Genomic DNA, 26,770 nt, shown 5'->3' on the forward strand with positions numbered 1-26,770 from the left:
CTCACGAAACGGCGGAAAGGCCGCGTTGTTCGAGGGGGATGGAGTTCCACGCCGAGTCGATTTCGCTGAGCAACCCCAGCGCTTCGGTCAACGCGGTCTCGTCGTTGTGCAGGTTGGCTGCGGTCAGCCGCTGCATCACGTAGTCGTACAGGGCCGAGAGATTACCAGCGATCTCGCCACCGGCTTCGTGATCGAGCGAGCCGTTCAAGTGACCGACGATCGCGCACGCCTCGCCAATGGCCTTGCCCTTGCGCGCCTGGTCGCCCTGCGCCAAGCAGGCCTGGGCCAGACGAATGCGCTGGCAAGCGCCGGCAAACAGCAACGAGACCAGCTTGTGCGGATCGGCTTCGGTCACGCTGGTGGACACGCCGACCTTGCGATATTGCTCGGCATACTGACGATTGGAACCGTACATGGATGACTCCTCAATGGGCTGACCTTCGCTGGTCCCGGAGCGCTGCGCTCCTGCGACGACGCTCCTGCCGGAAGGCAAGGCCGAAATCACGATAGGCCTTACTTGTATCGGCAATACCCTGACAGGACTTGAGGATCGTCATCACGGAAATCAGCTTGTCAGCAGGCTGCTGAGCGAGCTGGTGCTGCTCTGCAACCGGGTGATCATGGTTTCCATTGCGGTGAATTGCGCGGTGTAGCGGTCGCTGAGTTTTTCCATGCGCGCATCGAGATCGTCCAGCTCCGACTCATAGCCCTTGATGGTCTTGTTCAAGCTGTCCGAGCGCAGGGTCAGCGTGCCGTTGGTGACATTGACGTTGCTGTCGAGAATTTTGCTCAGCGTGCCGCTGAACTTGCTGTCCTTGCCGAACACCTCGGCCGCGGCGCCACCGTCCGAGGCGATCGCGGTGTCGAACTTGGCGCCGTCGAAACTCATCACGCCATCCTTGTCGATGGTCAGGCCCAGGGCCTTGAGTTCGTTGACGTTGCCGCTGACCTGGCCGCGCAGCTGCTGCTGCAGATTGCGCACCAGCGAATCGCCGGTCAGCGCCGAAGCGGTCTTGGTGGTGGCGTCGTAGCTGCTGCTCTTGGCCAGCAGCGTGTTGGCGGTGTTGTAGGCCGCGGCGAACGCGGTGAGGTTGCCCTTGAGGCCGCTGGTGTCGGCTGTCACGCCCAGATTGAACTTGGTGCCTTCAGCGGCCTTGGTCAGCGTAAGCACCACGCCGGGCACGATGTCGCTGACGGTGTTGGAGCTGGACGTGCGCTCGAAACCGTCCACGCGGACCAACGCGTCGGCGGCGGCGACGGTCTGGTTCAGCCCGCCGGTGACGCCGGGGCCGTAGGTCAGGCTGCTCAGGCTGGGGTCGCTGGCGCTGATGGTCAGTGCGCCCTTGGTGCCGGAATCGACCGCATTGAAGACCAGGTGCTGGCCATCGTTGGCGGTGACCACGCTGGCAGTCACGCCCTTGCCGCCGGCAGCCTTGTTGATGGCCGCGGCGATGTCGGTGAGCTTGTCGGTGCCGCTGATGTCCACGGTGACGCTCTGATCGCCATAGCCGATCGTCAGCGTGCCGCTGCCCACCGTGGCGTCGGCAGCGAACGCACCGGAGGCCAGTTTCTGCGAGGTCGCCAGCGAGACCACTTCCACCGAATAGTTGCCCGGCGCCGCCGAGCTGGTGGTGGTGGCGGTGAAGCCGGCATCGGTTGGCACCGTGGCCTTGTAGGCGTTTGTGTCGGCACTGCTGATCACCTTGTCCAGCGCAGACTTGAGCGTGGTCATGCTGCTCTTGATCTGGCTGATCGCCGACAACTGCGTGGTCGCGGCGGTGCCGGCCTTGTTGATGCGCGCCTGCTCGGGGTCTTTCTGCCGGGACACCAGGGTGGACACCACGGTGGGGATGTCCAATCCGGAGCCAGAAGTGCTGATCACCGATGCCATGTTGCATTCCTCGTCTGGGCGTCCGAAACACACGGACGCATGGGATTACGTGACGGGTATCGGCCGCATCCGCGAGGACTTTAGCGGCAGCGATGGGGTACGTGCACGATGGCTATCGATGCAAATTCCGTGCCTGCCGAATCGGCGGCGCGCGCCAACAATCCGTCCAAGGCTGGCGTAGCCGGGGCTGCGGCCACAAAAAAGCCCCTCCGAAGAGGGGCTTTGGGTTTGCTGCGGAGCGCTGCCGCGTTACGGCGGCAGCTAGCTGCCAGTTACTGCAGCAGGCTCAGCACGTTCTGCGGAACCGACTTGGCCTGGGCCAGCATCGCGGTACCGGCCTGCTGCAGGATCTGCGTGCGGGTCAGTTCGGCGGTTTCCTTGGCATAGTCGGTGTCGCGGATACGGCTACGCGAGGCCGACAGGTTTTCCGAGGTTGCGCTCAGGTTGGCGATGGTGGAGGTGAAGCGGTTCTGCACCGCACCCATGTCGGCGCGCGAGGAGTTGACCGCGGTCAGCGCCTTGTCGACGATTTCCAGGGCCTTCTGCGAGCCGGAGAACGTGGAGATATCCAGGCTGCTCAGGGTCGAAGCGGTGGAGCCGGAAGCGGCCGATGCGGTGGTGATGCCGGCGCCGACGGTGATGCCAGCGGCGCTGGAGGTGCCAGCCGACAGCGAGGTGAAGTCCTGGCCAGCCTTCAGCGATTCGATCTGCAGCGAACCGTCGCTCTTGATCGAGGCATACATGCCGGTCTGGTCGAGCTTGTCGTTGATTGCCGAGGCAACCTTCTTGTTGACATCGGCAGCGGTGTCGCCGGCAGCGATCTTGACGTCGGCGATGGTGACGCTCTTGGCCGAGCCGCTGGCGTCATTGAACGACAGGCTGATGCCACTGACCGAACCAGAAGCGGTGGCGGTGCCGGTGACGCCAGCGCCGGAGACGGCGGCAGCGAAGTTGGCCTTGCCCAGCGAATCGACGTTGGCGTCGACGATGCTGTTGATGCCGATGGTCTGGCCGGCGTCGGCGCCGACCTGGAACAGCGCGCCGGAGAACGAGCCGTCCAGCAGCTTGGTGCCGTTGAAGTTGGTCTGGTTGGCAACGCGGTCGATTTCCGCGGTCAGCTGCTTGACTTCCGAGTTCAGCGCGTCACGGTCGGTCGAGGAGTTGGTGGCGTTGGACGACTGCACCGACAGCTCGCGGATACGCTGCAGGTTGCTGCCGATTTCCACCATCGCGCCTTCGGCGGTCTGGGCCAGCGAGATGCCGTCGTTGGCGTTGCGCGAGGCAACGTCCAGGCCGCGGATCTGCGTGGTGAAACGCTCGGAGATCGCCAGACCTGCGGCGTCGTCCTTGGCGCTGTTGATGCGCAGACCAGACGACAGACGCTGGATGCTCGTCGACATGCTGGCGCTGCTGGTGTTGAGGTTCCGCTGAGCGTTCAGCGACATTACGTTGGTGTTGATTACCTGTGCCATTTTGATTTCTCCTAAGCGATTTTTCCGGCAAGGGGGACTTGCCTGGAGCCTCCGCAGGGGGGCCATCAAGTTGGCCGTTGCCGCTGCTGAGATGAATAACGGCGTTGCGTCGGGAACCTTTAGCGAAATTCAGTATTTTTTACTGTCTTTCTGCGTCGGGACGAAATACGTAAGCGTTGTGTATCAAGGGGTTTGGTTTATTCGGCAGCACCCCGTCAATCTTTAGCGTTGGTATAACTCTTCGAAAAATAAACTCCGTCCGCCTGCGCAAGTGCTCACGTGCAGGAGCGAAGAAACCCCGGTTTTCTGCGGCAAAATCAGCGGATGATGTTGAACAACGACGACGACTGCATCTGCTGAAAAATCGTTTGAGCGGCCTGCAATGAGGCCTTCTCGAGTTGGTACTGCCCAATCGCCGAGGCGTAGTCCAGGTCGCGGATCGACGACAGGCTGGTCTTGAGCGTGACTTCGTTGGATTCGAGCAACGCGTTGGCATTGTCGATGGCCGACAACTGCGCGCCACCGGAGGCGCGCGCATCGATCATCTTCGAGGACGCCTGGGTGATGTCGCGCATCGACGTCTGCAGCGTGTTGATCATCGCTGCCTTCTGCGGCGCGGTCAGCGTGTCGGAATTGAGCGCGCCGACCAGGTCGTCGATGGTGGAGAACACGTCCTTGGTGCCGGAGGCGCCAATCTGGAAACTGTCGCCCACCGCCGGGGCGCCGCTGATGCGCATGCGCACGCCGGCGGCGTTGATGTCTTCGCCCTCCTTGTAGGTGCCGGTGCCGACCACCGTATTGGTGCTGTCGCGCACTTCATAGGTGTCGGCGGCGGTGAACTGCACGCTGTAACTTCCACCGTTCCAGCTGCCGGTGCTGGCATCGCGGCTGAAATCCAGCAGCAAGCCGGTCCCGGTGTTGCCGGCATTGGCGTGCGCATCCACGGTGCCGTCGCCGGTGCGGATGCGCATGAAGATTTCGCTGCCGGGCAGGGTGTCGCTGACGAAGGTGTCCGGCGCCACTTCGACCTGCTTCTGGGTCTGGTCGCCGTTGTAGGTGACGCTGCCATTACTCTTGATGAAGGGCGCACTGCCATCGGCGGTGCCGCCGAACAGGTAGCGCCCGGTGCCGTCGGTACTGTTGGCCAGGCTCACCATGCTCTCGCGCAGCGCTGTCAGTTCCGAGGCGATCGCCTTACGGTCATCGGGGCTGAGCGAAGAATTGCTGGCCTGCACCGCCAATTCGGTGACGCGCGCCATTTTGTCGCCGGCTTGCGAGAGCGCGTTTTCCTGCAGCCCGAGCCGGTTCTGCACGTTGTTGGCGTTTTCGCCGAAGCGCGTGATCGCCGCCAGGGCGCGGTCCAGACCGACCGCCGTGCCTGCAGCCACCGGGTCGTCCTTGGCGGTGACCAGGCGCTGCCCACTGGAGAGCTGCGATTCGAACTGGTTCAGCCGCGATTGCTTGGCGCCCATCGAGGCGACCGACTGGCTGTACATCATGCTGGTGGAGATACGGTCGGTCATCAGCGTACGGCACCCAGGATGGCTTGGAAGATGGTGTCGGCGGTCGAGATCATCTGTGCAGCGGCCTGGTAGGCCTGCTGCAGTTTCAACATGTTGGCGGCTTCCTCATCGAGGTTGACGCCGGAAATCGAATCGCGGCTGGCCTGCGCCTGGTCGTTGATGACCTTCTGCGCATCGGCCGAATAGCTGGCCGCACGCGCGGCCGAACCCACCGAGGTGGTCAGGCCGGAGAGCGCGCCGTTGAGGGTGACCGTGCCACCGCTGAGCGCCTTGGCATCGTCGATGTTGGCCAGCAATTTGGCATTGCCGTTGTCGCTGGAGCCGGCGCCCATCGGGCCGACGCCGAAGGTGTCGCCGGCCTTGGGTGCGCCGTCCAGCGCGAAGCTCCAGCCGTTGGCGCTGATGGTCTGGCCGGCGGTGTAGGCGAACGGGCCGGCGCCATCGATGGTGTACTGGTTGGCGTCGATGAACTCGATCGAGGAGGGGGTCAGCAGCGCAGGGTTCTGCGCATTGGTGACCTTGACGTCGCTGATCTTGCCGGTGCCCAGGTTGGCGACCGTGGCAGTGGCCTTGACCGGGGTGGCGGCGGCAATCCGCGAAGGATCGGTAATGGCCACCGACAAGCTGCCAGCCAGCCCGGCGGTGGGCTGCAGCAGGAACTTGTCGCCGCTGGCTGGCGTGCCGCCCACCACCATGCTGACGCCATTGAGCACCAGCGGGTCGGCGGCGGTGCCGGTACCGGTCATCGGCACGGCAGAGCCGGTACTGGCGTTGATGGCCTTCCAGTTGGTGCCGTCGAAGCTGAGCGTGACGTTCTGGCCGTCGACGGCACTGACGTTGCTGAAACTGGCGCTCAGCGATGCGCTGCCGGTATTGCTCGGATTGGCGGCAACGGCGGGCGAACCGATATTGAAGAAGTTCCCGCCCATCGCGCCATACAAGTCCATCCCCTGGCTATGGCCGGCATTGAAGGTGCTGGCCATGCCCACGGCCAGGCGGCCGAGTTCGGCCTGGGTCGGCTCGAGCACGCTGCTGCGGAATTCCAGCAGACCGCCGATCTGCCCGCCCAGCGAACTTGCGCTGAGGCTGACGTTCTGGCCTTGGGTCTGCATCGCCACCTGCAGCTTGGTCGGCTCATACGGGTCGGCAGCGGTGACGAGTTTGGAAGAGGTGGTACCGACCACAAGCGGCTGGCCGCCGGCGGTGAAAACGTTCATGAAGCCGCCGTCCTGGATCACCGCAGTACCGCCGGTAAAACCGACCAGCTTGCTCACCAGCGCGTCGCGCTGGTCCAGCATGTCCGGCGCTGCCGCCTGGGCACTGCTGCCGATGGTGCCGTTGAGCTTGGCGATCTGTTGCGTCAAGCGGTTGACTTCGTCCACCGAGGAGGTCAGCCCGCTGTTGACTTCGTTGCTCAGGCTGTCCATCTGCCCGTTGAGCTGCTTGAAGCGCGTCGCCAGCGAATTGCCGCTGTCGAGCATGCTCTGGCGCTCGGCGGTGGAAGAGGCGTTGGACGACACTGCACTGGTGGAATCGAAGAAATTCGACCACAGCCCGGCCACGTTGGTGGCGGTATTGGAGTACAGCGCGTCGACGCGGTTGGACAGCGAGGACAGCTGCTGCAGGCGCGACAGTTCGCCGCCGCTGTCTAGCAGGCGCGAGATGGCCAGCTGATCGGCGACCCGGCCCACATCGGTGATCTTGGCGCCATTGCCCACGAACGCGTAGCCCATGTCGGTGGGCGTGCGCGTTGCAAATTCCACACGTTGGCGGCTATAGCCTTCGGTATTGATGTTGGCGACGTTATGGCTAACGGTCGACAACGCCCGTTGGAAGGCGATGAGCGCGCTGGTCCCGGTGGACATGATGGACATGAGCGTTTACCTCAGCGACGAATGGTGCCGAGCCCGGCCGGCTCGGCGGTACTGGCATAGCGGTTGGACAGATCGGCCGCCGCGTTGCCGATGGCGGCCACCGCACGGTCGATGGTCGGGCCGTTGGCGATCGCCGCGATCTTGGCCGCATAGCCCGGATCGGTGGCGTAGCCTGCTTGTTGCAAGCCGCGTGCAAAACCCTTGATATCGGTGCCGGCCTGCAGCGCGGTCTGGTAACGGCTGTTGTTCTTCAGCAGCCGCACGTAGTCGGCAAAGCTCTCCTCGGCCGAGCCATAGGCGCGGAAATCGGCGGTTTCGGTGGTTTTGACGCCGTTGACGTATTCGTGGGTGCCGGTGGTGACCTTGTCGCCGCTCCAGCCGGTGGCCTTGATGCCGAACAGGTTGTTGGAGTCGCCACCGTTGCCGATGCCGCGACGGCCCCAACCGGTTTCCAAGGCGGCCTGGGCCACCAGCGCGCGCGGGTCCACGCCCAGTTCGCGCGCGGCTTTTTGCGCATGCGTCCAGATCTTGGCGACAAAGCCTTCCGGGGTGCGCTCGCCCAGGCTGGCAGCGGCGCTGCTGGCGGCACTTGCATTGACCGCAGCATTGGCATCGGCGGCATCGCTGGCGGCCACATCGGCCCAGCGATCGTTGGCCGACGGCCAGCTCAGCGCTGAAGCATCGTCGCTGCCGGATTCGCCAGCGCCGGTACGTCCGGCGATCAGATCCAGCACCTGGCTCATGCCGATGCCGCTCAAGTTGCCTGCACCCAGGGCCGCCTTGGCCACGCTGCTGGTCGTGACGCCGGTGGCCGCGCCGTCGCGGGCGGGCAGCGGCAACGAGGCGTCGCGCTTGCCGGCAACCAGGGCGTACGCCTTGGCCGCTTCGGCGGTGTTCAACGAGGTATTCAGCGCCGGGCCGCCGGTGTCGCCGCTCAGCTGCTTGGAGATCATCGCCGACAGGCCCAGGCCCTTGCCGTCGGTCAACGCCTTGGCCATCTGCTGGTCGTACATCTCGCGGAACATCTGGTTTTGGCCCGGAAACATCGGGTCGCCGCCGCTCGCATCGCGCATGCTCTTGACCAGCATCTGCGCGAACTGACCTTCGAGCTGACGGGAGACCTTGTCGATCTTTGCCGGATCGGCCTTGGTGCTCGGGTTGAGATCAATGGGCGAGGCTGCGATACGCATGTCAGATCACCTCTAGCTCCGCCGTGAGCGCACCGGCTTGCTTGAGCGCTTCCAGGATGGCCACCAGGTCGCCGGGGGCGGCGCCCACTTCGTTGACCGCACGTACGATCTGGTCGAGCGTGGTGCCGCCTTCGAACTTGAACATGCGGCTGCCTTCGGAGGTGGCCGTGATCGTCGACTGCTGGGTCACCGCGGTGCGGCCGCCACTGAAGGCGCCCGGCTGGCTGACGTTGGTGTTTTCGCTGATGGTCACGGTGAGCGAGCCATGCGCGATGGCGGCCGGCATTACCCGCACCAGCTGGCCGATGACCACGGTGCCGGTACGTGCATTGACCACCACCTTGGCCGGCGCATCGCCAGGGGAAAGTTCGACGTTTTCCAGTCGCGACAACAGGCCGATCCGCGCACCCGGGTCGGTCGGCGAGCGTACTGCCACGGTCACGCCGTCGACCGCACGTGCGGTGCCGGCGCCGAAGCTGCTGTCGATGGCCGCGACCATGCGCGAGACGGTGGTGAAATCGTTCTGGTGCAGGTTCAGGGTGATCTCGCCGGTGCCGGCGAACACGTCCGGCAACGCACGTTCGACGGTGGCGCCATTGGGAATGCGCCCGACGCTGGGTACATTGACCGAAACGCGCGAGCCGTCCTTGCCTTGCGCACCGAAGCCGCCGACCACCAGGTTGCCCTGGGCCATCGCATAGACCTGGCCATCGGCGCCTTTCAGCGGTGCCATCAGCAGCGAGCCGCCGCGCAACGACACGGCGTTGGCGATCGAGGAGACGGTGATGTCGATCGGCTGGCCGGGCTTGGCGAACGGCGGCAATTCGGCGTGGATGGCCACCGCCGCGACGTTTTTCAGCTGCGGGTTGACGTTCGCCGGAACATTGACGCCCAGTTCGCCAAGTAGGTTTTTCAGGCTCTGCACAGTGAAGGGCGCCTGGCTGGTGCGGTCGCCGCTGCCGTCCAGGCCAACCACCAGGCCGTAGCCGACCAGCGCGTTGCCGCGCACGCCGCCGACCTGGGCAAGATCCTTGATGCGCTCGGCGCTGGCCGGTGCGGCCAGCGCGCACAGCGCGACGGCGGCAGCCAGCAGACGGAAGGGCAGGGAAGACAGGTTCATGGTCGCAGGCTCAGTAGGGCGACAGACGGGAATTGAAGAAGCGGCTCAGCCAGCCCATCGCATTGGACTGTGCAATCGCACCGCGGCCGCCGTAGGCGATGCGGGCATCGGCCACCTTGCTGGAGGGCACGGTGTTGTCCGGGGCGATGTCGGCCGCGCGCACGATGCCTTGCACCTGCACCAATTCGTCGCCCTGGGTCAGGCGGAGCTGCTTCTGCCCCTGGATCACCAGGTTGCCGTTGGGCAGGCGTTGCATCACGGTGACGGTGACGCTGCCCTGCATGCGGTTGCTCTGCGCGGTATTGCCCTTGCCGGCAAAGCTGCGGTCGCCGCTGGTGCTGTTCTCAAGCACGTTCAAGCCACCGACGGTGAGCGGCGCGCCCAGCAGGGTTGGCGCGGCCATGGTGGTGGCGTCCTTCTTGCTGATGCTGGTGTTGGCGGTGGACGAAGCGGTGGTGCTTTCGACCAGGTTGACCGTCAGCAGATCGCCGACATCGCGGGCACGGCGATCGCCGTACAGATTCAGGCTGGGGCCGGCGGCGTAGATCGCACCGGCCGTCGGCTGCGCCACCGGTGCCACCACCGGCACGATCGGTGCCATTTCGGCGAACGGACGGACATCGCCGGCGGCCACGCAGCCACCCAGCAGCGCGCTGCAGGCGATGGCGAGGCACAGGCGGGAGAGAGAAGGCAGGCGTGACATGGCGTTGATTCCTGAGAGGGCGAGGAGCGGCGAGCCGATCAGACGTTGTTGTTCAAGTAACCGAGCATCGAGTCGGTGGTGGAGATCGCCTTGGCATTCATTTCGTAGGCGCGCTGCGTCTCGATCATGCTCACCAGCTCTTCCACCGTATTGACGTTGCTGCCTTCCAGCGCGCCCTGCACGGTGGTGCCAAGGCCATTGAGGCCAGGCGTGCCGTTTTGCGCGGGGCCCGAAGCGGTGGTTTCCACGAACAGGTTTTCACCCTTGGCCTGCAGGCCCGAGGGGTTGATGAAGTCGGTCAGCGTCAGTGCGCCGATTTCCTGCGCGGCGGCCTGGCCGGCCAGCGTCACGCTGATGGTGCCGTCGTTGCCGATGGTCAGCGACTGCGCGCCTTCCGGCACCTGGATGCCCGGCTGCAGCGGGTAGCCGCTGTTGGTGACCAGTTCGCCCTGCGCGTTGATCTGGAAGGTGCCGTCGCGGGTGTAGGCGGAGGTACCGTCGGGCATCTGCACTTCGAAGAAACCGCGGCCGTTGACCATCACGTCCAGCGCGCGGCCGGTCTGCTGCTGGCTGCCCTGGTCGAAACCCTTGAAGGTGGACACCACGCGCACGCCGGTCCCCAGTTGCAGGCCGGTCGGCAGCTGCGTCTGCGCGGAGGTCGAGCCGCCGGGCGCACGCACCTGTTGGTACAACAGGTCTTCGAACGCGGCACGATCGCGCTTGAAGCCGGTGGTATTGGTATTGGCCAGGTTGTTGGAAATGACCGACATGCGCGTCTGCTGCGCATCCAGTCCGGTTTTGGCGACCCACAAAGCCTGATTCATGACCCGATTCCTCGTTAGACCCGGGGATGTGTTCCGGGTACGGGTGGGTATATGCACGTGGCGTGCCAAAGCGGTGTCGGATTTCTGCCGGGTGTGCGCCGTATCACGCCGCCTGGGTGCGCGACGACCTACTCAGGGCAGGAGGGGCGGCGGCAGGCAAGTCGCCAAGCCGCCGGCGGTTGCGTTTGCGTGGCTGATCACCTCGTGGTCGGTTGCCGGTTAGTGCAGCTGATCACTTGGCGCGAACTCGTTTGATTGCAGGCGTTGCAGGCTCGTTGGCCACGTGTCGGCGTCAGAATCCAGGGCAGAAGCTGAGTCGGTCGAGGGCGCGGTGCCCTCACCGCTCGCGGGACACGCCGTGAACCCGTCCATGGGGGCTCCTTGGCGGCATCCATGCCGCCAAGGGTCCCGCAATCGGTGAGGGCACCGCGCCAGACAGTTGGCTGGTGGTCAACCGGAAGCAAGTCATCGCATGCATCGGGCAGTTTGCTGCTCAGGATTGCTTGCTTGGGCATTGGACATGCGATAGGCGCGATGAAGGGATAAGCGAGTGGCGGTCAACCAGCACGTCGAGCACTGCTTTCGCAAAGACACCGACCATCTTCACTGGTCCTTGCCCGCTCACCCTCCCGGGACCTTACGCGGCATGGATGCCGCGTAAGAGCCTCCATGGACGGATTCACGGCGTGTCCCGGGAGGGTGAGCGGGCAAGGGCCCTCCAGCCAGGTCACGGACTAGCCGCTCTGCAGCCATGCCGCAGACCAGTCACTCTCGTAATGAAGCCCCGGATTTTTCGGTATGCCCAATGCGGGCGCCAACCACGCCTTACGGTTGGCGGCGGCGTTAGCAAAAAATTGGCGAGTTGGCCGGCGGCCTGCGCCGCGTTTAGCCACTCACCCGCAGCAGCGAATTGGCCGATTGCGCGTTGTCGTCGCCATTCTTGATGATCTTGACCTGCATTTCGAACTGCCGTTGCAGCTGGATCATTTCCACCAGCGCGCCGGCTGCGTCCACGTTGCTGCCTTCCAGCATGCCGCTGTTGATGGTCTTGCCGGTGGCCACCGCAAATGCCTGTGCCGGGTCGGTGCTGGTGTTGCGCATCAGTCCGTCGGGGCGCCGCGTCAAACGGTCGGCGGGCGCATCCACCACCTTCATCTTGCCGACGATGGCCATGGTCTGCGGGCCTTCGCCCTGCGGAATGATCGAAATACTGCCGTCGCTGCCGATCTCCATCGCCTGGTGCGGCGGGATCGTCATCGGGTTGCCGCCTTCGTCCAGCACCGCATGTCCGTTGGCGGTGACCAGCTGGCCATTGGCGGTGAGCGCCAATTCGCCGTTGCGGGTGTAGGCCTCGCTGCCGTCGGGCGACTGCACCGCCAGCCAGCGGTCCTGCTGCAGCGACACGTCCAGCGGGTTGCCGGTCACCTTCTGATGGCCCTGGCTACGATCGAAGCCCTGGTCCACATGCAGCGCATCGATCCGCGACGGATAGCCCTTGCCCTGGATCTTGAACGCCTCGGTATTGGCCAACGCAGCCTTGAATCCCACCGTATCGACGTTGGCAAGATTGTGCGACACGGTGCTCTGCGCCTGCAGGGAGGCACGGGCACCGGTCATCGCGACGTAGAGGGCTTTATCCATGGGACACCGGGAATCGGGAATGGAGAATCGGGAATCGGGAATCGGGAATCGCAAAAGCGGGTCGCGGGAAGCTGGGAGAGTAGGGTGCAAGGCTGGCATCTAATACACGCGATGCCAGCTCTTACGATTCCCTACTCCCGATTCCCCATTCCCGGCTTTTAACGGATATTGATGATCGTCTGCGTGACCTGATCCTGGGTCGAGATCATCTGCGAGTTGGCCTGGAAGTTGCGCTGGGCCACGATCATGTTCACCAGCTGCTCGGTCAGGTCCACCGTGGAGGCTTCCAGCGAGCCGGATTCGATCTGGCCCAGGTCCGAGGTGTCCGGCGCGCCGGTGCGGGCGGCACCGGAGGTGTAGCTCTCGGCCCACATGTTGTTGCCCTGCGACTGCAGGCCCTGCGGATTGACGAAGCTGCTCAGCGCGACCTGGCCCAGCGGCTTGTCCGCGCCATTGGAATAGCGTGCGAACACCACGCCGCTGGTGTCGATGCTGATCTCGTTGAGCTTGCCGCTGGCGTAGCCGTCCTGGCGCGTGTCGCGCAGGGCGAAGGCTTCGCCGTACTGGGTGGAGCCAGTGACGTTGAGCTGCATGTTCAGCACGCCCGCGCCGGTGCTCGGGGTGAACGGGTCCATCGCGATGATGCCGTTGGCCGGGGTGGTCAGCGCGCCGGTATCGGAGAACTGCAGGGTGGTCGGGGCACCGACCGCAGCGCCGTCCACGTAGTTGTAGACCTGCCACTCGTTGGGGTTGGCGGTCTTGACGAAGTAGGAGGTCTGCACATGGCTGACGCCCAGCGAGTCGTAGACATTGATGCCGCCGGTGGAGTGGCTGTAGGTCTTGTCGTCGGCCGGGTTGAACGGGGTCACCGTCGGCGCGGTGGCATTGCCGGGCAGGGTGAAGGCCAGGTTGACCGTCGAGGTGGATTTGGGCGGGCTGTCGGTGGTCAGCAACTGCAGGTCCGACAGGCGCCCCACGTCGAACCCGTTGCCGCTGGGGTTGGGCGCAAATACCTGCAGGCGTGCGCCCTGCGGGTTGACCACATAGCCGTTGGCGTCGGTCTGGAAATTGCCGGCGCGGGTATACATCTTGGCGCCGTTGGAAGAGACGGTGAAGAAGCCTTCGCCGGAGACCGCCAGGTCCAGGCTGCGTCCGGTCGGGTCGATATTGCCCTGCGAGAACTGCTGCGCCACGTTGCTGACGCGCACGCCCGAACCGACCGCATTGCGCGACAGGCCATAGCTGGTGCTCTGGAACATGTCGGCAAACTCGGCGCGCGATTCTTTGAACCCGGTCGTGTTGACGTTGGCGATGTTGTTGGAGGTGACGTTCAGATCGGCATTGGCTGCGTTGATGCCGGACAACGAGGTATTGAAGCCCATGGATGAGTTCCTTTAGATATTGGTTGCCGGCTCAGCTGACGCGGAGCACGTTGGCGAGCGGGGAAGTGCCCAGCCCGGTCAGGTTGAGATACAAACCGTCCGAGCCGATCGTGACGCTGTCCACCGGTGCCTGGACATAGGTAGACAACTTGCTTTTGGAGCCGGCGGTGTCGGTCTGGGTGGCCGTCACCCCGTATTTGCCGGCCGCCATGCGATTGCCGTTGGCGTCGGTGCCATCCCAGTCAAACGACACCTCACCGGCGGCGCTGGCCGGCACGCTGATCTGCTTGACGAAGGTGCCGTTGGCATCGGTGATTTCGAAATTGACGAAACCGGCCGAGGTCGCGGCGACCACGCCCTTGGCCGAGCCGGTGGCATCGATCGCCACCTGCGCCGAGGGCACCAGCACATTGTGGCCAACCAGTGCCGCGCCCTTGAGTACCTGGTCGCTGTTCATCGAATCGGAAAAGTTGCTGACCTTGGTATTGAGGTCGCCAATGCCCTGCACGGTGGAAAACTGCGCCAATTGCCCAAGAAACGCGCTGTTTTCCATCGGCTTGAGCGGGTCTTGATGCTGCAGCTGTTCGGTCATCAATTTGAGGAAGTCGGCCTGGCCGAGCGCTTCTTCCTTCTTGGCGACGGTGCTGCTGCTGGTCAGGCCTAGACTTTTGTAGAGATCGCTGCCGATCGTGCTCATGTGGAGTATTCCGTTGGTAAGGGTCAGCTAGGAAGGGTCAGCTAGGAAGGGTCAGCTAGGAAGGGTCAGCGACCCATGGTCAGGGTTGCGAGCGCCAGTTCCTTGGCGGTATTGAGCATTTCCACGCCTGCCTGGTAATTGCGCGAGGCGGAAATCATGTTGACCATCTGCGAAACCGGATCCACGTCGGGCGAGAACACATAGCCGTCGGCGTCAGCCAGCGGGTGGCCGGGTTCGTAGCGGCGGATCGGCGGCGCATTGGTGGTGGTGATCTCCTTGACGTTCACCGAGGTTAGGCTGGGGTCCTGGCGGCTTTGCTGGGCCTGGAAGATCGGCTCGATCGGCTTGTAGGTCGCCTCGGCCGAACCGGCGACCGAATCGGCATTGGCCAGGTTGGACGCGATGGTGCTCAGCCGCACCGACTGCGCGTGCAGGGCCGAGCCGGCCACATCGAAGATGGGAAGATTGCTCATGACTTATTGGCCCGTGATCGCGGTGAGCATCGAGCGCACCTTGGATTCGAGGAAGCTCAGCGACGCGCGGTATTCCAGCGCGGCGCGGCCGTAGGCGGCGCGTTCGGCGTCGGGATCGACGGTATTGCCGTCAAGGCTGGGCTGATCGGCTTCGCGGGTGAACTGGAAGGGGTTGAGCCCGGCACCGCCGCCGACTTCGTAATGCTTGGCGTCGGTGGTCTGCAGCAGACCGCCGTCCTGCTCGCCCTGCGCCGACTTCAGCGCCGCCTCGAAGTTCAGGTCCTTGGCCTTGTACCCAGGCGTGTCCACATTGCTCAGGTTGCTGGCAATGAGCTTCATGCGCTGCTCGCGCAGCGTCAACGCGTCGCCATGGACGCCGAGGAACGAAGAGAAGGGGCTGGACACGGTGCTCTCCCGCGAAGTGTTGCCAGGGAGGAAGCAATGTTTGTGCCAAATCGAAGTGGGGAGGAACCGCGCCGGGAGAGCACCCGGAGCAACGGAAAACGGGCTTGCCGGGCAGAGATCGCGACATAGTCGCCCGCTGGCAGCTGCAGGTATTAGCTATGCAATGTGCAGGCCGGCCAGCCTGCCTGGCAGGAATCAGGACCTAGCGAGGGGAAGCTCACGCCGCTGCAATTCCACCACCGGGCGCCTTTGTGCGGGAACAGGCGCGGGAGAGCGCCGCCTGCGTCTCAGCGACTGCACGGCCCAAAGGTGTGATCAGGCCGCTTCAGCGACCACTTTCAGGCGGGCCAGCACATAGTCGGCCAGTTCGTGGGCGCTGTACTTGGCCACGAAGGCGTTCGCGCCCACCTGCTCGACCATCGCGTTGTTGAACACGCCCGACAAAGAGGTGTGCAACAGCACGTACAGGCCTTGCAGGCCCGGGGTGCGCCGGATTTCCGTCGTCAGCGTATAGCCGTCCATTGCCGGCATTTCGATGTCGGAGATCACCATGGCGTAGCGGTCGGCCGGGTTTTCGCCCGAGGCGGCCACCTGCAGCAGATGGTCCAGCGCCTGGCGTCCGTCGGACAGCAGGGTGGCCGAAACGCCCAACTGGTCGAGCACGCTGCGGATCTGCTGGCGCGCCACCCGTGAATCGTCCACCACCAGTACCTGGAACTGGCGGTCGTAGGCCACCAGCTGCAGCGAGGGATCCAATTGCACGTCCTTGCTGACCTTGGCGATATCGGCCAGCACGCTCTCCACGTCGATGACCTGGATCAGCTCGCCCTGGAAGCGCGTCACCGCCGTCAAATAAGTGGCTTCGGCACCGAGTTCCGGCGGCGGGTGGATATCTTCCACCGCAATATTGACGATGCGCTCCACGCCACTGACCAAAAAGCCCTGGACCGAGCGGTTGAACTCGGCAACGACCAAGTAGCCGGGACCGTTGTCCGAATGCGAGTCGCGTTCCGGGTGGCCGATGGCCAGGCCCAGATCCAGCACCGGCACCGAACGCCCACGCACGTCGGCCACGCCGGCGAACTCGGTCGGCAAGCCAGGCACCTGGAACAATTCCGGCCGGCGCAGCACTTCCTGCACCTTGAAGACGTTGACGCCAAAAAGCTGGCGTCCGCCCAGCCGGAACAGCAGCAGGGCCAGTCGATTGTGGCCAGCCAGTCGCGTGCGCTGGTCGATGCGATTGAGCAGATCGTGGGTCATGGGGCAGATATCGACAGCGCCCTCGGGAAACTTGAGGGCTTTGTGGGTGGTTGGGGGCGCTGTCGGGAATGGGGAGTCGGGAATGGGGAATCGTAAAAGCGAGGGGTGGGCTTTCCGCAGCAAGCCCGAGGCGAAGGGCAGTGACTTTGCTTGCTGATAACTTTCACCTAGTAAATCGCACGGCGGCAACGAAGGCCGACCACCTCTCACGCCACCAACCGATTCCCCATTCCCGATTCCCGATTCGAAAACAGGCACGCCGCTTGCACTGCCTGTCCCGTCTTCCTCCGGATCTGGTCCCATGCGCCTGCTCCTGCTTGTCATCTTGTTGGCTGCCGCTCCGGCCTGGGCCCAGAGCTATCAGTCTGTCGATTCCATCCGTGCGGCGGCGCTGGCCACCGTCGGCCCGGACGCCGAGGCCGAGGCCACGCTCGATCCGGGCCTGCGCATGCCGGCTTGCCCGATCGCGCTGCAGGCGCAGCCCACCGGCACCAATACGGTGGAAGTGGCGTGCCCGCAGCCGGCCGGCTGGCGCCTGTTCGTGCCGTTGAAGGTGCGTCGCAACCAGGACGTGCTGGTCTTGCGCCGCGGCATCAGCGCTGGAGAAACCATCTCGCTGGCCGATATCAGTATCGAGAAGCGTGACGCCGCCCGCATCGTCGGCGCGGTGCTGGCCGATCCGGTGGCTGCGGTGGGCAAGACCGCCCGGCGCGTCCTGCCGGCCGGCTCACTGCTCTCTGCCAACGATCTGGTGACGCAGCGGTTGGTCCGGCGCGGCGACACCGTCCCGCTGGTCTCGCGCAATGGCGGGCTGGAGGTGCGCATGAGTGGTCGCGCCCTGTCGGACGCCGGCGAAAACGAGCGCGTGTCGGTGGAAAATTCGTCCTCGCGCCGGGTGGTGCAGGGCATCGTTGAAGCGAGCGGAACCGTTGTGGTCTCCAGGTAAAAAATTTCTATAAAGTTTTTTTTCTGGGTGCCGTTATCCCCTACGACCTGTAGAGGAGTTCCTGACATGACCCAGAAAATCGAAGGCAATCTACCGACCGCTGCCACCCTTCGCACCACGGCCACCAGCAGCAAGATCGCTTCGGCCGGCGAAGATCGCGCGTCCCCGGTTGCCGCAACCCCGCCGACCGACAGCGTCAAGTTGACCGGCGAAGCCACCAACCTGCAGAACCTGCAGCGCGAGCTTTCGCAGTCCTCGGCGATCGACATCGGTCGCGTCCAGGCGGTGAAGGATGCATTGCAGAACGGCAGCTATTCCATCAACCCGGACGCCATCGCCAGCCGCATGATGGATCTGAATCAGCAACTGGCGGGTTGATCCCCGACTGAAAGGATGAACGTGAACGAGTTCCTGCAACGTCTCAGCGATGCGCTGGCCGGCGAACGCCAGGCATTACTCGAGAACGACATCGATGGGCTGATGCGACATACGCAGGACAAGCTGTCGGCGCTGCAAGCGCTGGAAGCGGCGATGCCTGCAGGCGAAGAAGAGCGGCTGCGTGAGCTGGCCGAAGCCAATCGCGCCAATGGCGCGCTGCTGGCACGCCGGCGCCGTGAAGTGAACTGGGCGCTGCGTCACCTGGGCCGCACCGAAAGTGCGCCGTCCTACGATGCCAAGGGGCAATCGAGCGTGTTGCGCGGCGGGCGTTCGTTGGCAGTGGCCTGAGTTGCAAGCTGTCTTGCAGCGCACCGGGCTGCAGATGGCGCCGCAGGCCTGGGCGAGCAGGCAGGTGCCGTTCGTTCTGCGTCGCATCGCCGGGTAATGCACGACGACGATACGGAGCGTCAATGGTTCGGCGTATATTGAGGCATCCTCTACGCCGCCTGCTCCCGTGACCGCCAAGTTTTTTCTCAATCAAGCCTTATTGCCGTCCCCGGATATCCTGCGCGCCTTCGGCGACCAGATGATGGAGGGGCTGCTGCTGTTCCGCGCAGACGGAAAGCTGATTCTGGCCAATGCCATTGCACGCCAGAGCCTGTGCAAGGAAGACCCCACCGACGATCGCAACCTGGGCGAGCGCATCTCGCAGGTATTGCCATCGGACGCACTCAATCAAGCGCGCAGCAAGGGCAGCTGGACCGGCAGCCTGCCGGTCGCCGACCGGGTGGTCATCGCGCACCTGTATTACAACGAAGAGTGCGGGCCCGGGCATTTTCTGGCGCTGTTCCACAACATCGAAGGCCAGCAGGATTACGAGCGCGAGCTGCAACAGCGCCATGCCGAATTGCGCCAGGCCTATCTGCGCTTGAACGGGGCGCAGGACAAATTGCTGCAATCGGAAAAGATGGCCTCCATCGGCCAGCTGGCTGCAGGTGTGGCGCATGAAATCAACAATCCGATCGGTTATGTGCACTCCAATCTGGGCAGCCTGCAGGAATATCTGCGCAGCTTGTTCACCCTGATTGAAGCCTACGAGCGCGCGCTGCAGGCACCGGATCCCAAGGCGCTGATTCCGGAAATCGACGAGATCCGCAATCGCGCCGACATCGACTTCATCAGCCGCGATCTGCCGCAATTGATGGCCGAATCGCGCGAAGGCATCGAGCGGGTGACGCGCATCGTGCGCGACCTCAAGGACTTCTCGTACTCGGACCGATCCGAGTCGTGGAAGATGGTCGACCTGCATGCGGGCCTGGAATCCACCATCAACATCATCTGGAACGAGCTCAAGTACAAGGTCACACTGGAGCGCAACTACGCCGAGCTGCCGCTGGTGGAGTGCCTGCCATCCGAGCTCAACCAGGTCTACATGAACATGCTGCTCAACGCCGGCCAGGCCATCGTCGAGCGCGGCACGATCACCGTGACCACCGGTCGCGACGAAGCAGAAAACGTCTGGATCCAGTTCCAGGACAGCGGCGCCGGCATCGCCCCGGATCTGTTGCAGCGCATCTTCGACCCATTCTTCACCACCAAGCCGGTCGGCAGCGGCACCGGCTTGGGCCTGTCGATTTCCTACGGCATCATCAACAAGCACCACGGCCGCATCGACGTGGAAAGCACGCCGGGGCAGGGCGCCAGTTTCAGGATCACGCTACCGATCCGGCAGCCGCGGTAGCGCTGACGCGCTGGGAATGGGGAGTTGGGAATCGGGAATCGGTAAGGTAGCTTTTCGCTCGCTTGATCTGGCTGCGTGTCTGAGAAGCAACAACACGCGGAGGTCTGCTCTACCGATTCCCACTCCCGATTCCCTATTCCCGGCCGTTCCGCAACTCATCATGCGTGCGGAACGCCTGGCGAATATGTTCGCGCAGCTCGTCGTCGTTCCAGGGCTTGGTCAGGAATCGGTAGATCGCGCCGCGGTTGATCGCCTCGGTGACGGTGGCCAGGTCGGTGTAGCCGGACAGCACCAGGCGCACCGTGTCCGGGTAGAGCATCTTGACCCGGCCCAGGAATTCGGTGCCGCTCATGTCGCTCATGCGCTGGTCCGAAAGGATCACCTGCACATCGTTGGTGGCGAGCAGGTCGAAGGCGTCGCGCACGTTGCCGGCGGCCAGGATGCGGTAACCGTCGCGACGGAACAGGCGCACCAGCGAGCGCAGCACGTTTTCTTCGTCGTCCAGCAGCAAGAGCGTGCGGTCGGGGCGGCTTTCGGCGAACGATTCCGGGCGCAGATAGCGCCGGCGCAGTGCCATGCCGGCCGACTCGGCCGACATCGGCTCGCCGAACAGGTAGCCCTGGAAGATGTCGCAATCGTTGCGGCGCAAAAAGCCCAGCTGCGCCTGCGATTCCACGCCATTGGCAATCACCGTCATGCCGAGCTGGTGGCCCATGGCGATGATGGCGCGCGCAATCGCCGCCTCGCGGCTGCCGGCCGGTGCGCTCTTGATGAAGCTGCGGTCGATCTTGAGCCGGTCCACCGGGTAGCGCACCAGTGCGCTCAGGCTGGAGTCGCCGGTGCCGAAGTTGTCCAGGCTCAGACTGATGCCTTCATTGCGCAGGTTGGCCATCGTCTCGTGGACGAAGTTGACGTTGTTGGTCAACGCGCTTTCGTTGATCTCCAGCGTGACGAACTGCGCCGGCACGCCGGCGGTCTGCAGCATCGCCATCACTTCGTTGAAGAAGCCCGGGCGCAGCAGCTGCAGCGTGGAAACATTCACTGCAATGCTGAAATCGTCGAAACCTTGGTCGCGCCACAGCCGCGCCTGGCGTACTGCGTTCTGCAATACCCATTCGCCGATCTGCACGATCACGCCCAGGCGCTCGGCGGTACGCATGAAGCGTTCCGGCACCAGCATGCCCAGGGTGGGCGATTGCCAGCGCAGCAGCGCTTCCATGCCGACGATGCGGCCATCGCGCGCGCTCACCAGCGGTTGATAGCGCAGGCGCAGCTCGCCATGCGGAATGGCATCGACGATCTGTCGCGCAATGATGCTTTCGCTATGCGCGTTGGTGGCCGAGTTGCGCGTGTACAGCCGCACCGTGTTGCCGCCTTCGCGCGCGGCCTGGTAGCTGGCTTCTTCGGCGTAATCCAGCAGCGTGGACAATGAGGTGGAATGTTCGGGACACAGGCTGATGCCGACCTTGCCGGTCATGAACAAGGTGTACGGCAGCACCGACAGCGGCAGTTCCAGTTGCTGACGGATCTCCTCGGCAAAATCTTCCGGCAGCGGAGTGTCGTCGCGACGCACTGCCACGATCACCATTTCGTCGCTGCCGTGGCGCCACAGCTTGCCGCGCGTGCCGAGAAATTCCTGCAGCCTGCGCGCCGCCAGCGTCAACGCCTGGTCGCCGACCTCGCCACTCATGTTCTCGTTGATCGAGGCGAAGTGATCGATATCGACATGGAAGATCATCAGCGGCGGGCCGCCGGAGGCGGCCGCGTCCACCAGGTGCAGCAACTCGGGATTGCCCGCGCCAAGCCGGGTGGGCTTGACGATTTCCAGTCCGGGCGGGATTACGGGGCTCCACATGACTCAACGTCCACCATCGTCGTGGACGGACTCGCCGACCGGGTGATAGGGCAGGCGCAACGTCACGCGCGTGCCTGCTCCGGGAGCCGATTCTATCGCGAGCGTGCCGCCGACGGTTTGCGCACGCTCACGCATCACGATCAGTCCCAGCCCACGCGGACCCTCCGGCTCGAAGCCATCGCCGTCATCGCTGACTTCCAGACGGAAACTATCGGCATCGATCGAATGCAGACGCAGGTGCACTTCGCCGGCGCAGGCGTGTCGCAATGCATTGGTCAGGCTTTCCTGCGCGATCCGGAAGCAGGCCTGTTCGATCTCGTTGCCCGGCCTTTCTTCAAGCGCCTGAATATCGAGCTCCAGGCGCACTTGCGAGGCACGAAACAGCATCGAGGCCTGCCAGCGCAGCGCTGCCTCCAGGCCCAGGGCATCGAGTTGTGGCGGACGCAACAGCATCGACAGGTTGCGCAGCTTGGTCACCGTGGTGTCGGCCAGCGACACGACTTCCAGCAAGTCCTCACGGCGCGCGTCCGCGTCCGGTTCATCCAGGGCCGCGTGCGCGGACAGCTTCATCGCAGTGATCGCTTGCCCGATGTCGTCATGCAGGTCGCGCGAGATGGCACGCCGCTCATCTTCCTGCAACGAAAACAGACGCTTGGCCATCGCCTGCAGTTCGGCATTGCTCTCGGCCAGGGCGTCGCGCATGCGCTCGGGTTCGCTCAGATCGCGCACCACCAGCAACTTGCAGCTGCGTCCGCCATAGCGGATGTCGCCGGCCGACAGACCTGCATAGAAGGTGCTGCCGTCGCGACGACGCATCGCGCGTGCGCTGGACACCGGCTCATTGCGGTCGCTGCCTGCGCGCAGGTATTCGCGCACCACCGGCAGGTCGGTGTCGCCCACCAGGGTCTGCAGCGGTTCTCCCAGGATGGTTTCGCCCTGAAAGCCGAACTGGGCCGAGCCGGCCGCGTTGGCGTACATCACATGCTCGTCGGCGAGAATCAGCACACCGTCGGGCAGCACGCGCACCAACTCGCGAAATTGCTCCTCGCGTTCGCGCAGCAGCCGGCGCGATTGCTCGCGTTCGCTCACATCCTGCAAGGTGCCGTGCACATGGCGCACGCCGCTGGGGCTGGTCACGCTTTCGGCGCGCAGATGCACCGTGCGCGGTTGCGAATCGCCGCCGGTCAGCGGCAGCAGCACATCGATCTGCACCTCGCCACCGGTACACATGTCTTCGATCATGCGTTCGATGCGCACCTGGGTCGCGCTGTCGGAGGCGGTCAGCAATTCTTCCAGCCGATGCTCACGACGGTGCATCGGCACGCTGCGCCCCAGCAGGCGGTAGACCGCCGGCGAATAGCGTCCCAGGCCGGTCGTGCGATCCAGTTGCCAGGAGCCCAGCCGCGCGATGCTCTGCGCCTCCTCCAGACGCTCGAGCGCCTCGTCGCGCAGATCTTGCGCCCGGCGCTCCTCGCTGCGGTCTACGGTGACGACCAGGCGGGCAGGGCCGCTGGCCAGGTGCAGCTGGTTGCTGCGCACCTCGACATGTCGCGGGCCGCTGCGCGTCATCAGGTCTTCGTTCAACACGCACGTTGCATCTCCCTTGCCACGGATCTGCGCAATGATTTCTTCCAGCCGCTCGCCATCGGCATTGGGCCAGATCGCCTGCAGCGTCTGTTGCAGGAACTCGTCGCGCTCCCAGCCGAAGAATTCCAGCGCCGCCGGATTGGCGTCGAGGATGCGCATGGTGGCCAGGTCGTAAATGAAGGCCGGGCTGGGCAGAGCCAGGAACTTGGCCTGCAGCAACGCCTCGGACTGCGCCAGCTTGGCGTACTCGTCCACGATCAAGCCGGTGAAGCGGCGCAGCACCAGGTGGATGACGATGCTGGAGAGCACCAGAAAGCTCGCGTCCGACCAGCGCTCCGGCATGGCGGCGCCGGCCAGGTTGAGCAGCCGGTTGCCCAGCAGCAGCCAGATCACGCCAACCAGCAGGTACAGGCCGGTCAGTGTCCACAGGCCTTGCTGCAGGCGCTCGGCGAGACGGAGGCAGGAGACGGGGGCAGACGAAAATGCGGGCGCGGCGACGGGCTGTTGCATGGATCCGCGGACGACCTTGAGTGCTGGCGATGCGGCCATCTTATCCGTAACTCGGGCCGGTACGGTCCAGCTCGCATCAGGCCGCTCAACTATTCGCCGGCACGGCCGTTATCCATTGCGACTCCGAAGGCCGGGGTCGATTCTTCGGAGTGTTCCAGAGTGGACTCAGGCGTCATTGCAAGCATGCTGCAGCACCCGCTGACCTCGGCGGTGGTGTTGTTGGATGCGCATGGCCAGCCTCTGGCGGCCAACCGCGTTGCGCAATCCCTCGGATTGCCGGCAACCCTTGGCGCATACGCCGATGTGTTGGAAAGCAGCCGTGCCCAACTGGCCGAGAGCGGGGGCATGGCGCCCTGCGTCTTGCCGGGCACCGGCGGCGGCCGGCTGGAAGGCTGGCTGCGTGCGGTCTGCGACGAGCACGGCCAGATCATGGCATTCACCCTGAGCATTCCCGAACCCAAGGGTGCCGATGGCACCAGTCGCTGGGAGATAGGCCTGGACAGCGCCGATCACGGTTTGTGGGATTGGGATATTCCGGCCGATGTGGTGTATCGCTCCGAGCGCTGGACACGCATGCTCGGGTATTCCGAGCAGCCGCTGCCGAACAATCTCACTGCCTTGTCCGGACTGATTCATCCGGAAGACCACGCGCATGTCAGCGCGGCGGTGCAGGCGCATCTGGAAGGCCGCACCGATACCTATGTGGCCGAATTTCGGCTACGCCAGCACGACGGCCAGTGGCGCTGGATCTTGGATCGCGGCCGCGTGGTCTCGCGCACTGCCGACGGACGTCCGTTGCGCATGGTCGGCACGCATACCGACGTGCACCATCACAAATTGCTCGAGCAGCAGCTGCGCGATCAGCAGGCACAGCTCGAAGAAGCCCAGCGCATCGCCAGCATGGGAAGCTGGAGCTGGGATTCGCATCACGATGCGCTGTGGGTGTCGCAGGATTTCCTGCAACAACTCGGCATGACCCAGGTTCGTCTGCAAGGCATCCGCGACATCCTGCGCCTGCTGACCGGGCCTTCGGTTGCGCAGCTACGCAGCGCCTGGCGCAAGATCAAGCACGAAGGCATGCCGGTGCATTTCGAACTGGAAATCAACGGCCTGCTCGGCGCCAACCCGCATCATCTGCGCGTGTGGGCACAGCCGGTGTTCGATGGCGACGGCAGCATGGTGCGCGTGCTCGGCCAGCTGCAGAACGTCACCGAACAACGCCAGACCGACGCGCTGATCCGTTGGCGCACCGAGCTGCTCAACCGCGTGTCCGCGTTGGGCAAGATCGGCGGCTGCGAGATCGAGGTCGACACCCGGCGCATGCAATGGACCGAGGAGTGCTATCGCATTCACGGCCTGCGCAAGGAAACCATCACCCTGGAGCAGGCGCTGTCGCTGTACACGCAGGATTCGCGCGACGCTTTCGAGGCGGCGCTGCTGCGTATCTCCGATGGCGGCCTGCCCGAGCAGCTGGAGCTGTGTTTCTATCGCAACTCCGGCCAGCGTGTCTGGGTGCAGGTGCTGATCGAGCTGGATCGTCGCGAGGGCTTGCCGCCGCGGTTTGTTGCCTTGTTCCGCGATATCACCCGCGAGCGCGAAGCCAACGAGCGCATCGAGCTGCTTGCCCACTACGACCGTCTGACCGGTTTGCCGAACCGCTTTTTGTTGCGCGAGCAGGCAGAAAACGCCATTCGCGAAGCGAACGAGCGCGGCCAGACATTGGCAATGCTGTTGATCGATCTGGATGGCTTCAAGAGCATCAACGATTCGTTTGGCCACGCCACCGGCGACAACCTGCTCAAGCTGGCCTCCTCGCGCCTGCATCAACATCTGCGTAATAGCGACCTGTTCGGCCGCTTCAGCGACGACGAATTCATCGTGCTGCTGCGCGATATGTCCGAGCCCGAAGATGCCGGCCACGTGGCGCGTAAATTGATTGCCGCGCTCGGCGAGCCGCTGCGCAAGGAGCATGTCACCCTCAAGCTCGGCGCCAGCATCGGCATCGCGCTGCAGGGCGAAGGGCTATCGGATTTCGACAGCCTGCTGCGCGCCGCCGATGCGGCGATGTATGCAGCCAAGGAATCTGGGCGCAATACGTACCATTACTACAGCCAGGACGTGCTGCTGCGGGCGCAGCGCCGCCTGGAGCTGGAGCATGCGCTGCAAGGCGCGCTCGAGCGCGAAGAATTCACGCTGGTCTACCAGCCGCTGGTCAACACCGTGGACGATGCATCGCCGGCCATCGAAGCGCTGATGCGCTGGAATCGCCCTGGCCACGGACCCTGCAGCCCGGTCGAATTCATCCCGATCGCCGAAGAATGCGGCGAGATCGTGCGTCTGGGCGAGTGGGTCATCGGCGAGGCGTGTCGTCAGGCCGTGGTTTGGGATCGAGCCGGGCTGCATTTCAGCCGCGTTGCGGTGAATGTGTCTGCGGTGCAATTGCGTGAACGCGGCTTTGCCGAGCGCGTGCTGGAAATCTGCCGCGACAACGGCTGGCCGCCTTCGCGCCTGGAGCTGGAGCTGACCGAATCTGCCTTGATTCGCGACTCCGATTCGCTGCGCCGCTGCTTCGAATTGTTCGAACAGAACGGCGTGCTGCTGGCGGTGGACGACTTCGGCACCGGGTTCTCGAACCTGCATTACCTCAATCGCTTCCCGGTGCAGCGCCTGAAGATCGACCGCAGCTTCGTGCAAGGCATGCTCGACGACGCCAATACGGCCGAAGTCACCCAGGCCATCGTCCATCTGGGCCACGCCCTCGGCATGCAGGTAGTCGCAGAAGGCGTGGAAACCGTGCAGGAAGACGCACTGCTGCGCCAGCAGGGCTGCGACGAAATCCAGGGCTATTTTTACTCACGCCCGCTCTCGCCGCGCGACATGGCGCAGTGGTTGCGCGAAGCCGGCGCCGGCATGCGGTTGGGCGCGCGTCTGGTCATTGCCAACTGACCCAGTGTGCGGCATTGCGTGGGTTTGAGCCGCAGCAGCCGTCTTACGAGTAGCCGGTGTGTATTGCCCACTGGCTTGAAGACATCAGAGATGGCAGGCCGTCGCGGCGTTCGAACGCCGCTGATCACTTGTTAGGTCGGGCATGCCGCGCCTCGCCAGCCACAGGGCAACCTATGAGGGCGTCCACACAGACGTTGTGGCGGCATCAACGACGCTCAAGCTGACGTAAGCTGCAAGACCACCACAACGTCCCAGCGTCGAAGTTGGCGCGATGCCTCACTGCTCGCAGGACAAGCTGCGGGTCCATCGATTGAAGTTCGATGGCGACCTCCATGCCGGTCCAACGCTTCCG

General features: G+C 64.2%; 22 protein-coding genes. 5 read left to right on the forward strand and 17 right to left on the reverse strand.

All coding sequences use genetic code 11. The annotated features are described in order from the left end of the window. Position 1: 1 nt before the first annotated feature. The 15 genes from fliS to ACCQ03_RS07105 all read right to left on the reverse strand — a co-directional run bounded on the left by fliS (position 2) and on the right by ACCQ03_RS07105 (position 16,455). Positions 2–415: a flagellar export chaperone FliS gene (fliS, locus tag ACCQ03_RS07035; RefSeq protein WP_014090121.1), complete on the reverse strand. Its 414-nt coding sequence runs from the start codon at positions 413–415 to the stop codon at positions 2–4. 150 nt (positions 416–565) lie between these two features. After that, a complete protein-coding gene (gene fliD / locus ACCQ03_RS07040; RefSeq protein ID WP_150145984.1) occupies positions 566–1,891 on the reverse strand; it encodes a flagellar filament capping protein FliD in 1,326 nt (441 codons plus the stop codon). Positions 1,892–2,163: 272 nt separating this feature from the next. After that, on the reverse strand, positions 2,164–3,363 hold the full coding sequence (locus ACCQ03_RS07045) for a flagellin (RefSeq protein WP_007962409.1): 1,200 nt from the start codon (positions 3,361–3,363) through the stop codon (positions 2,164–2,166). A 317-nt stretch (positions 3,364–3,680) separates the two neighbouring features. After that, on the reverse strand, positions 3,681–4,886 hold the full coding sequence (gene flgL, locus ACCQ03_RS07050; RefSeq protein WP_150145986.1) for a flagellar hook-associated protein FlgL: 1,206 nt from the start codon (positions 4,884–4,886) through the stop codon (positions 3,681–3,683). Continuing rightward, positions 4,886–6,760: a flagellar hook-associated protein FlgK gene (gene flgK / locus ACCQ03_RS07055; RefSeq protein WP_057679119.1), complete on the reverse strand. Its 1,875-nt coding sequence runs from the start codon at positions 6,758–6,760 to the stop codon at positions 4,886–4,888. Before flgK ends, flgL begins: the two co-directional genes overlap by 1 nt. A gap of 11 nt (positions 6,761–6,771) precedes the next feature. After that, positions 6,772–7,950, reverse strand: coding sequence for a flagellar assembly peptidoglycan hydrolase FlgJ (gene flgJ, locus ACCQ03_RS07060; RefSeq protein WP_039575587.1), 1,179 nt, complete (start codon positions 7,948–7,950; stop codon positions 6,772–6,774). A gap of 1 nt (position 7,951) precedes the next feature. Beyond that, complete coding sequence (locus ACCQ03_RS07065; protein ID WP_017154650.1) at positions 7,952–9,070, reverse strand: flagellar basal body P-ring protein FlgI; 1,119 nt, start codon at positions 9,068–9,070, stop codon at positions 7,952–7,954. Positions 9,071–9,080: 10 nt separating this feature from the next. After that, complete coding sequence (gene flgH, locus ACCQ03_RS07070; RefSeq protein WP_017154649.1) at positions 9,081–9,773, reverse strand: flagellar basal body L-ring protein FlgH; 693 nt, start codon at positions 9,771–9,773, stop codon at positions 9,081–9,083. A gap of 38 nt (positions 9,774–9,811) precedes the next feature. Further along, entirely contained in the window at positions 9,812–10,597 is a 786-nt protein-coding gene (gene flgG, locus ACCQ03_RS07075) for a flagellar basal-body rod protein FlgG (RefSeq protein WP_003482961.1), read from the reverse strand. Positions 10,598–11,482: 885 nt separating this feature from the next. Continuing rightward, positions 11,483–12,238 carry a flagellar basal-body rod protein FlgF gene (gene flgF, locus ACCQ03_RS07080; protein WP_019300290.1) on the reverse strand — a complete coding sequence of 252 codons (756 nt, stop codon included), beginning with the start codon at positions 12,236–12,238 and terminating at the stop codon, positions 11,483–11,485. A gap of 158 nt (positions 12,239–12,396) precedes the next feature. Beyond that, entirely contained in the window at positions 12,397–13,620 is a 1,224-nt protein-coding gene (flgE, locus tag ACCQ03_RS07085; RefSeq protein WP_003482957.1) for a flagellar hook protein FlgE, read from the reverse strand. Positions 13,621–13,651: 31 nt separating this feature from the next. Continuing rightward, positions 13,652–14,317 carry a flagellar hook assembly protein FlgD gene (locus ACCQ03_RS07090; RefSeq protein WP_057679117.1) on the reverse strand — a complete coding sequence of 222 codons (666 nt, stop codon included), beginning with the start codon at positions 14,315–14,317 and terminating at the stop codon, positions 13,652–13,654. Positions 14,318–14,382: 65 nt separating this feature from the next. Then, positions 14,383–14,790, reverse strand: a complete 408-nt coding sequence (flgC, locus tag ACCQ03_RS07095; RefSeq protein WP_005914451.1) for a flagellar basal body rod protein FlgC — start codon at positions 14,788–14,790, stop codon at positions 14,383–14,385. Positions 14,791–14,793: 3 nt separating this feature from the next. Next, entirely contained in the window at positions 14,794–15,195 is a 402-nt protein-coding gene (flgB, locus tag ACCQ03_RS07100; protein ID WP_003482950.1) for a flagellar basal body rod protein FlgB, read from the reverse strand. Positions 15,196–15,510: 315 nt separating this feature from the next. Beyond that, on the reverse strand, positions 15,511–16,455 hold the full coding sequence (locus tag ACCQ03_RS07105; RefSeq protein WP_017154647.1) for a chemotaxis protein: 945 nt from the start codon (positions 16,453–16,455) through the stop codon (positions 15,511–15,513). 301 nt (positions 16,456–16,756) lie between these two features. On the opposite strand from ACCQ03_RS07105, the gene flgA reads away from it, so the two are divergent. The 4 genes from flgA (at position 16,757) to ACCQ03_RS07125 (ending at position 19,520) form a co-directional block, all read left to right on the forward strand. Next, positions 16,757–17,401 (forward strand): flagellar basal body P-ring formation chaperone FlgA, encoded by a 645-nt coding sequence (gene flgA / locus ACCQ03_RS07110; RefSeq protein ID WP_008575794.1) that lies wholly within the window; start codon positions 16,757–16,759, stop codon positions 17,399–17,401. 66 nt (positions 17,402–17,467) lie between these two features. Next, on the forward strand, positions 17,468–17,779 hold the full coding sequence (gene flgM, locus ACCQ03_RS07115) for a flagellar biosynthesis anti-sigma factor FlgM (protein ID WP_209226994.1): 312 nt from the start codon (positions 17,468–17,470) through the stop codon (positions 17,777–17,779). A gap of 15 nt (positions 17,780–17,794) precedes the next feature. Continuing rightward, positions 17,795–18,127, forward strand: coding sequence for a flagella protein (locus tag ACCQ03_RS07120; RefSeq protein WP_003482942.1), 333 nt, complete (start codon positions 17,795–17,797; stop codon positions 18,125–18,127). 166 nt (positions 18,128–18,293) lie between these two features. After that, positions 18,294–19,520: an ATP-binding protein gene (locus tag ACCQ03_RS07125; protein WP_005914453.1), complete on the forward strand. Its 1,227-nt coding sequence runs from the start codon at positions 18,294–18,296 to the stop codon at positions 19,518–19,520. 133 nt (positions 19,521–19,653) lie between these two features. On the opposite strand, the gene ACCQ03_RS07130 is transcribed toward ACCQ03_RS07125, so the two are convergent. Next, entirely contained in the window at positions 19,654–21,375 is a 1,722-nt protein-coding gene (locus ACCQ03_RS07130) for an EAL domain-containing protein (RefSeq protein ID WP_057678141.1), read from the reverse strand. A 3-nt stretch (positions 21,376–21,378) separates the two neighbouring features. Continuing rightward, complete coding sequence (locus tag ACCQ03_RS07135; RefSeq protein WP_039569868.1) at positions 21,379–23,511, reverse strand: sensor histidine kinase; 2,133 nt, start codon at positions 23,509–23,511, stop codon at positions 21,379–21,381. A 120-nt stretch (positions 23,512–23,631) separates the two neighbouring features. Here ACCQ03_RS07135 and ACCQ03_RS07140 point away from each other — a divergent pair, with 120 nt between their 5' ends. Then, on the forward strand, positions 23,632–26,418 hold the full coding sequence (locus tag ACCQ03_RS07140) for a sensor domain-containing protein (RefSeq protein WP_209226986.1): 2,787 nt from the start codon (positions 23,632–23,634) through the stop codon (positions 26,416–26,418). The last annotated feature ends 352 nt before the right edge of the window (positions 26,419–26,770 follow it).

The sequence above is a fragment of the Xanthomonas sp. NCPPB 3569 genome, assembly GCF_041475645.2.
In the GTDB taxonomy this organism is placed as follows: Bacteria; Pseudomonadota; Gammaproteobacteria; order Xanthomonadales; family Xanthomonadaceae; genus Xanthomonas; species Xanthomonas phaseoli.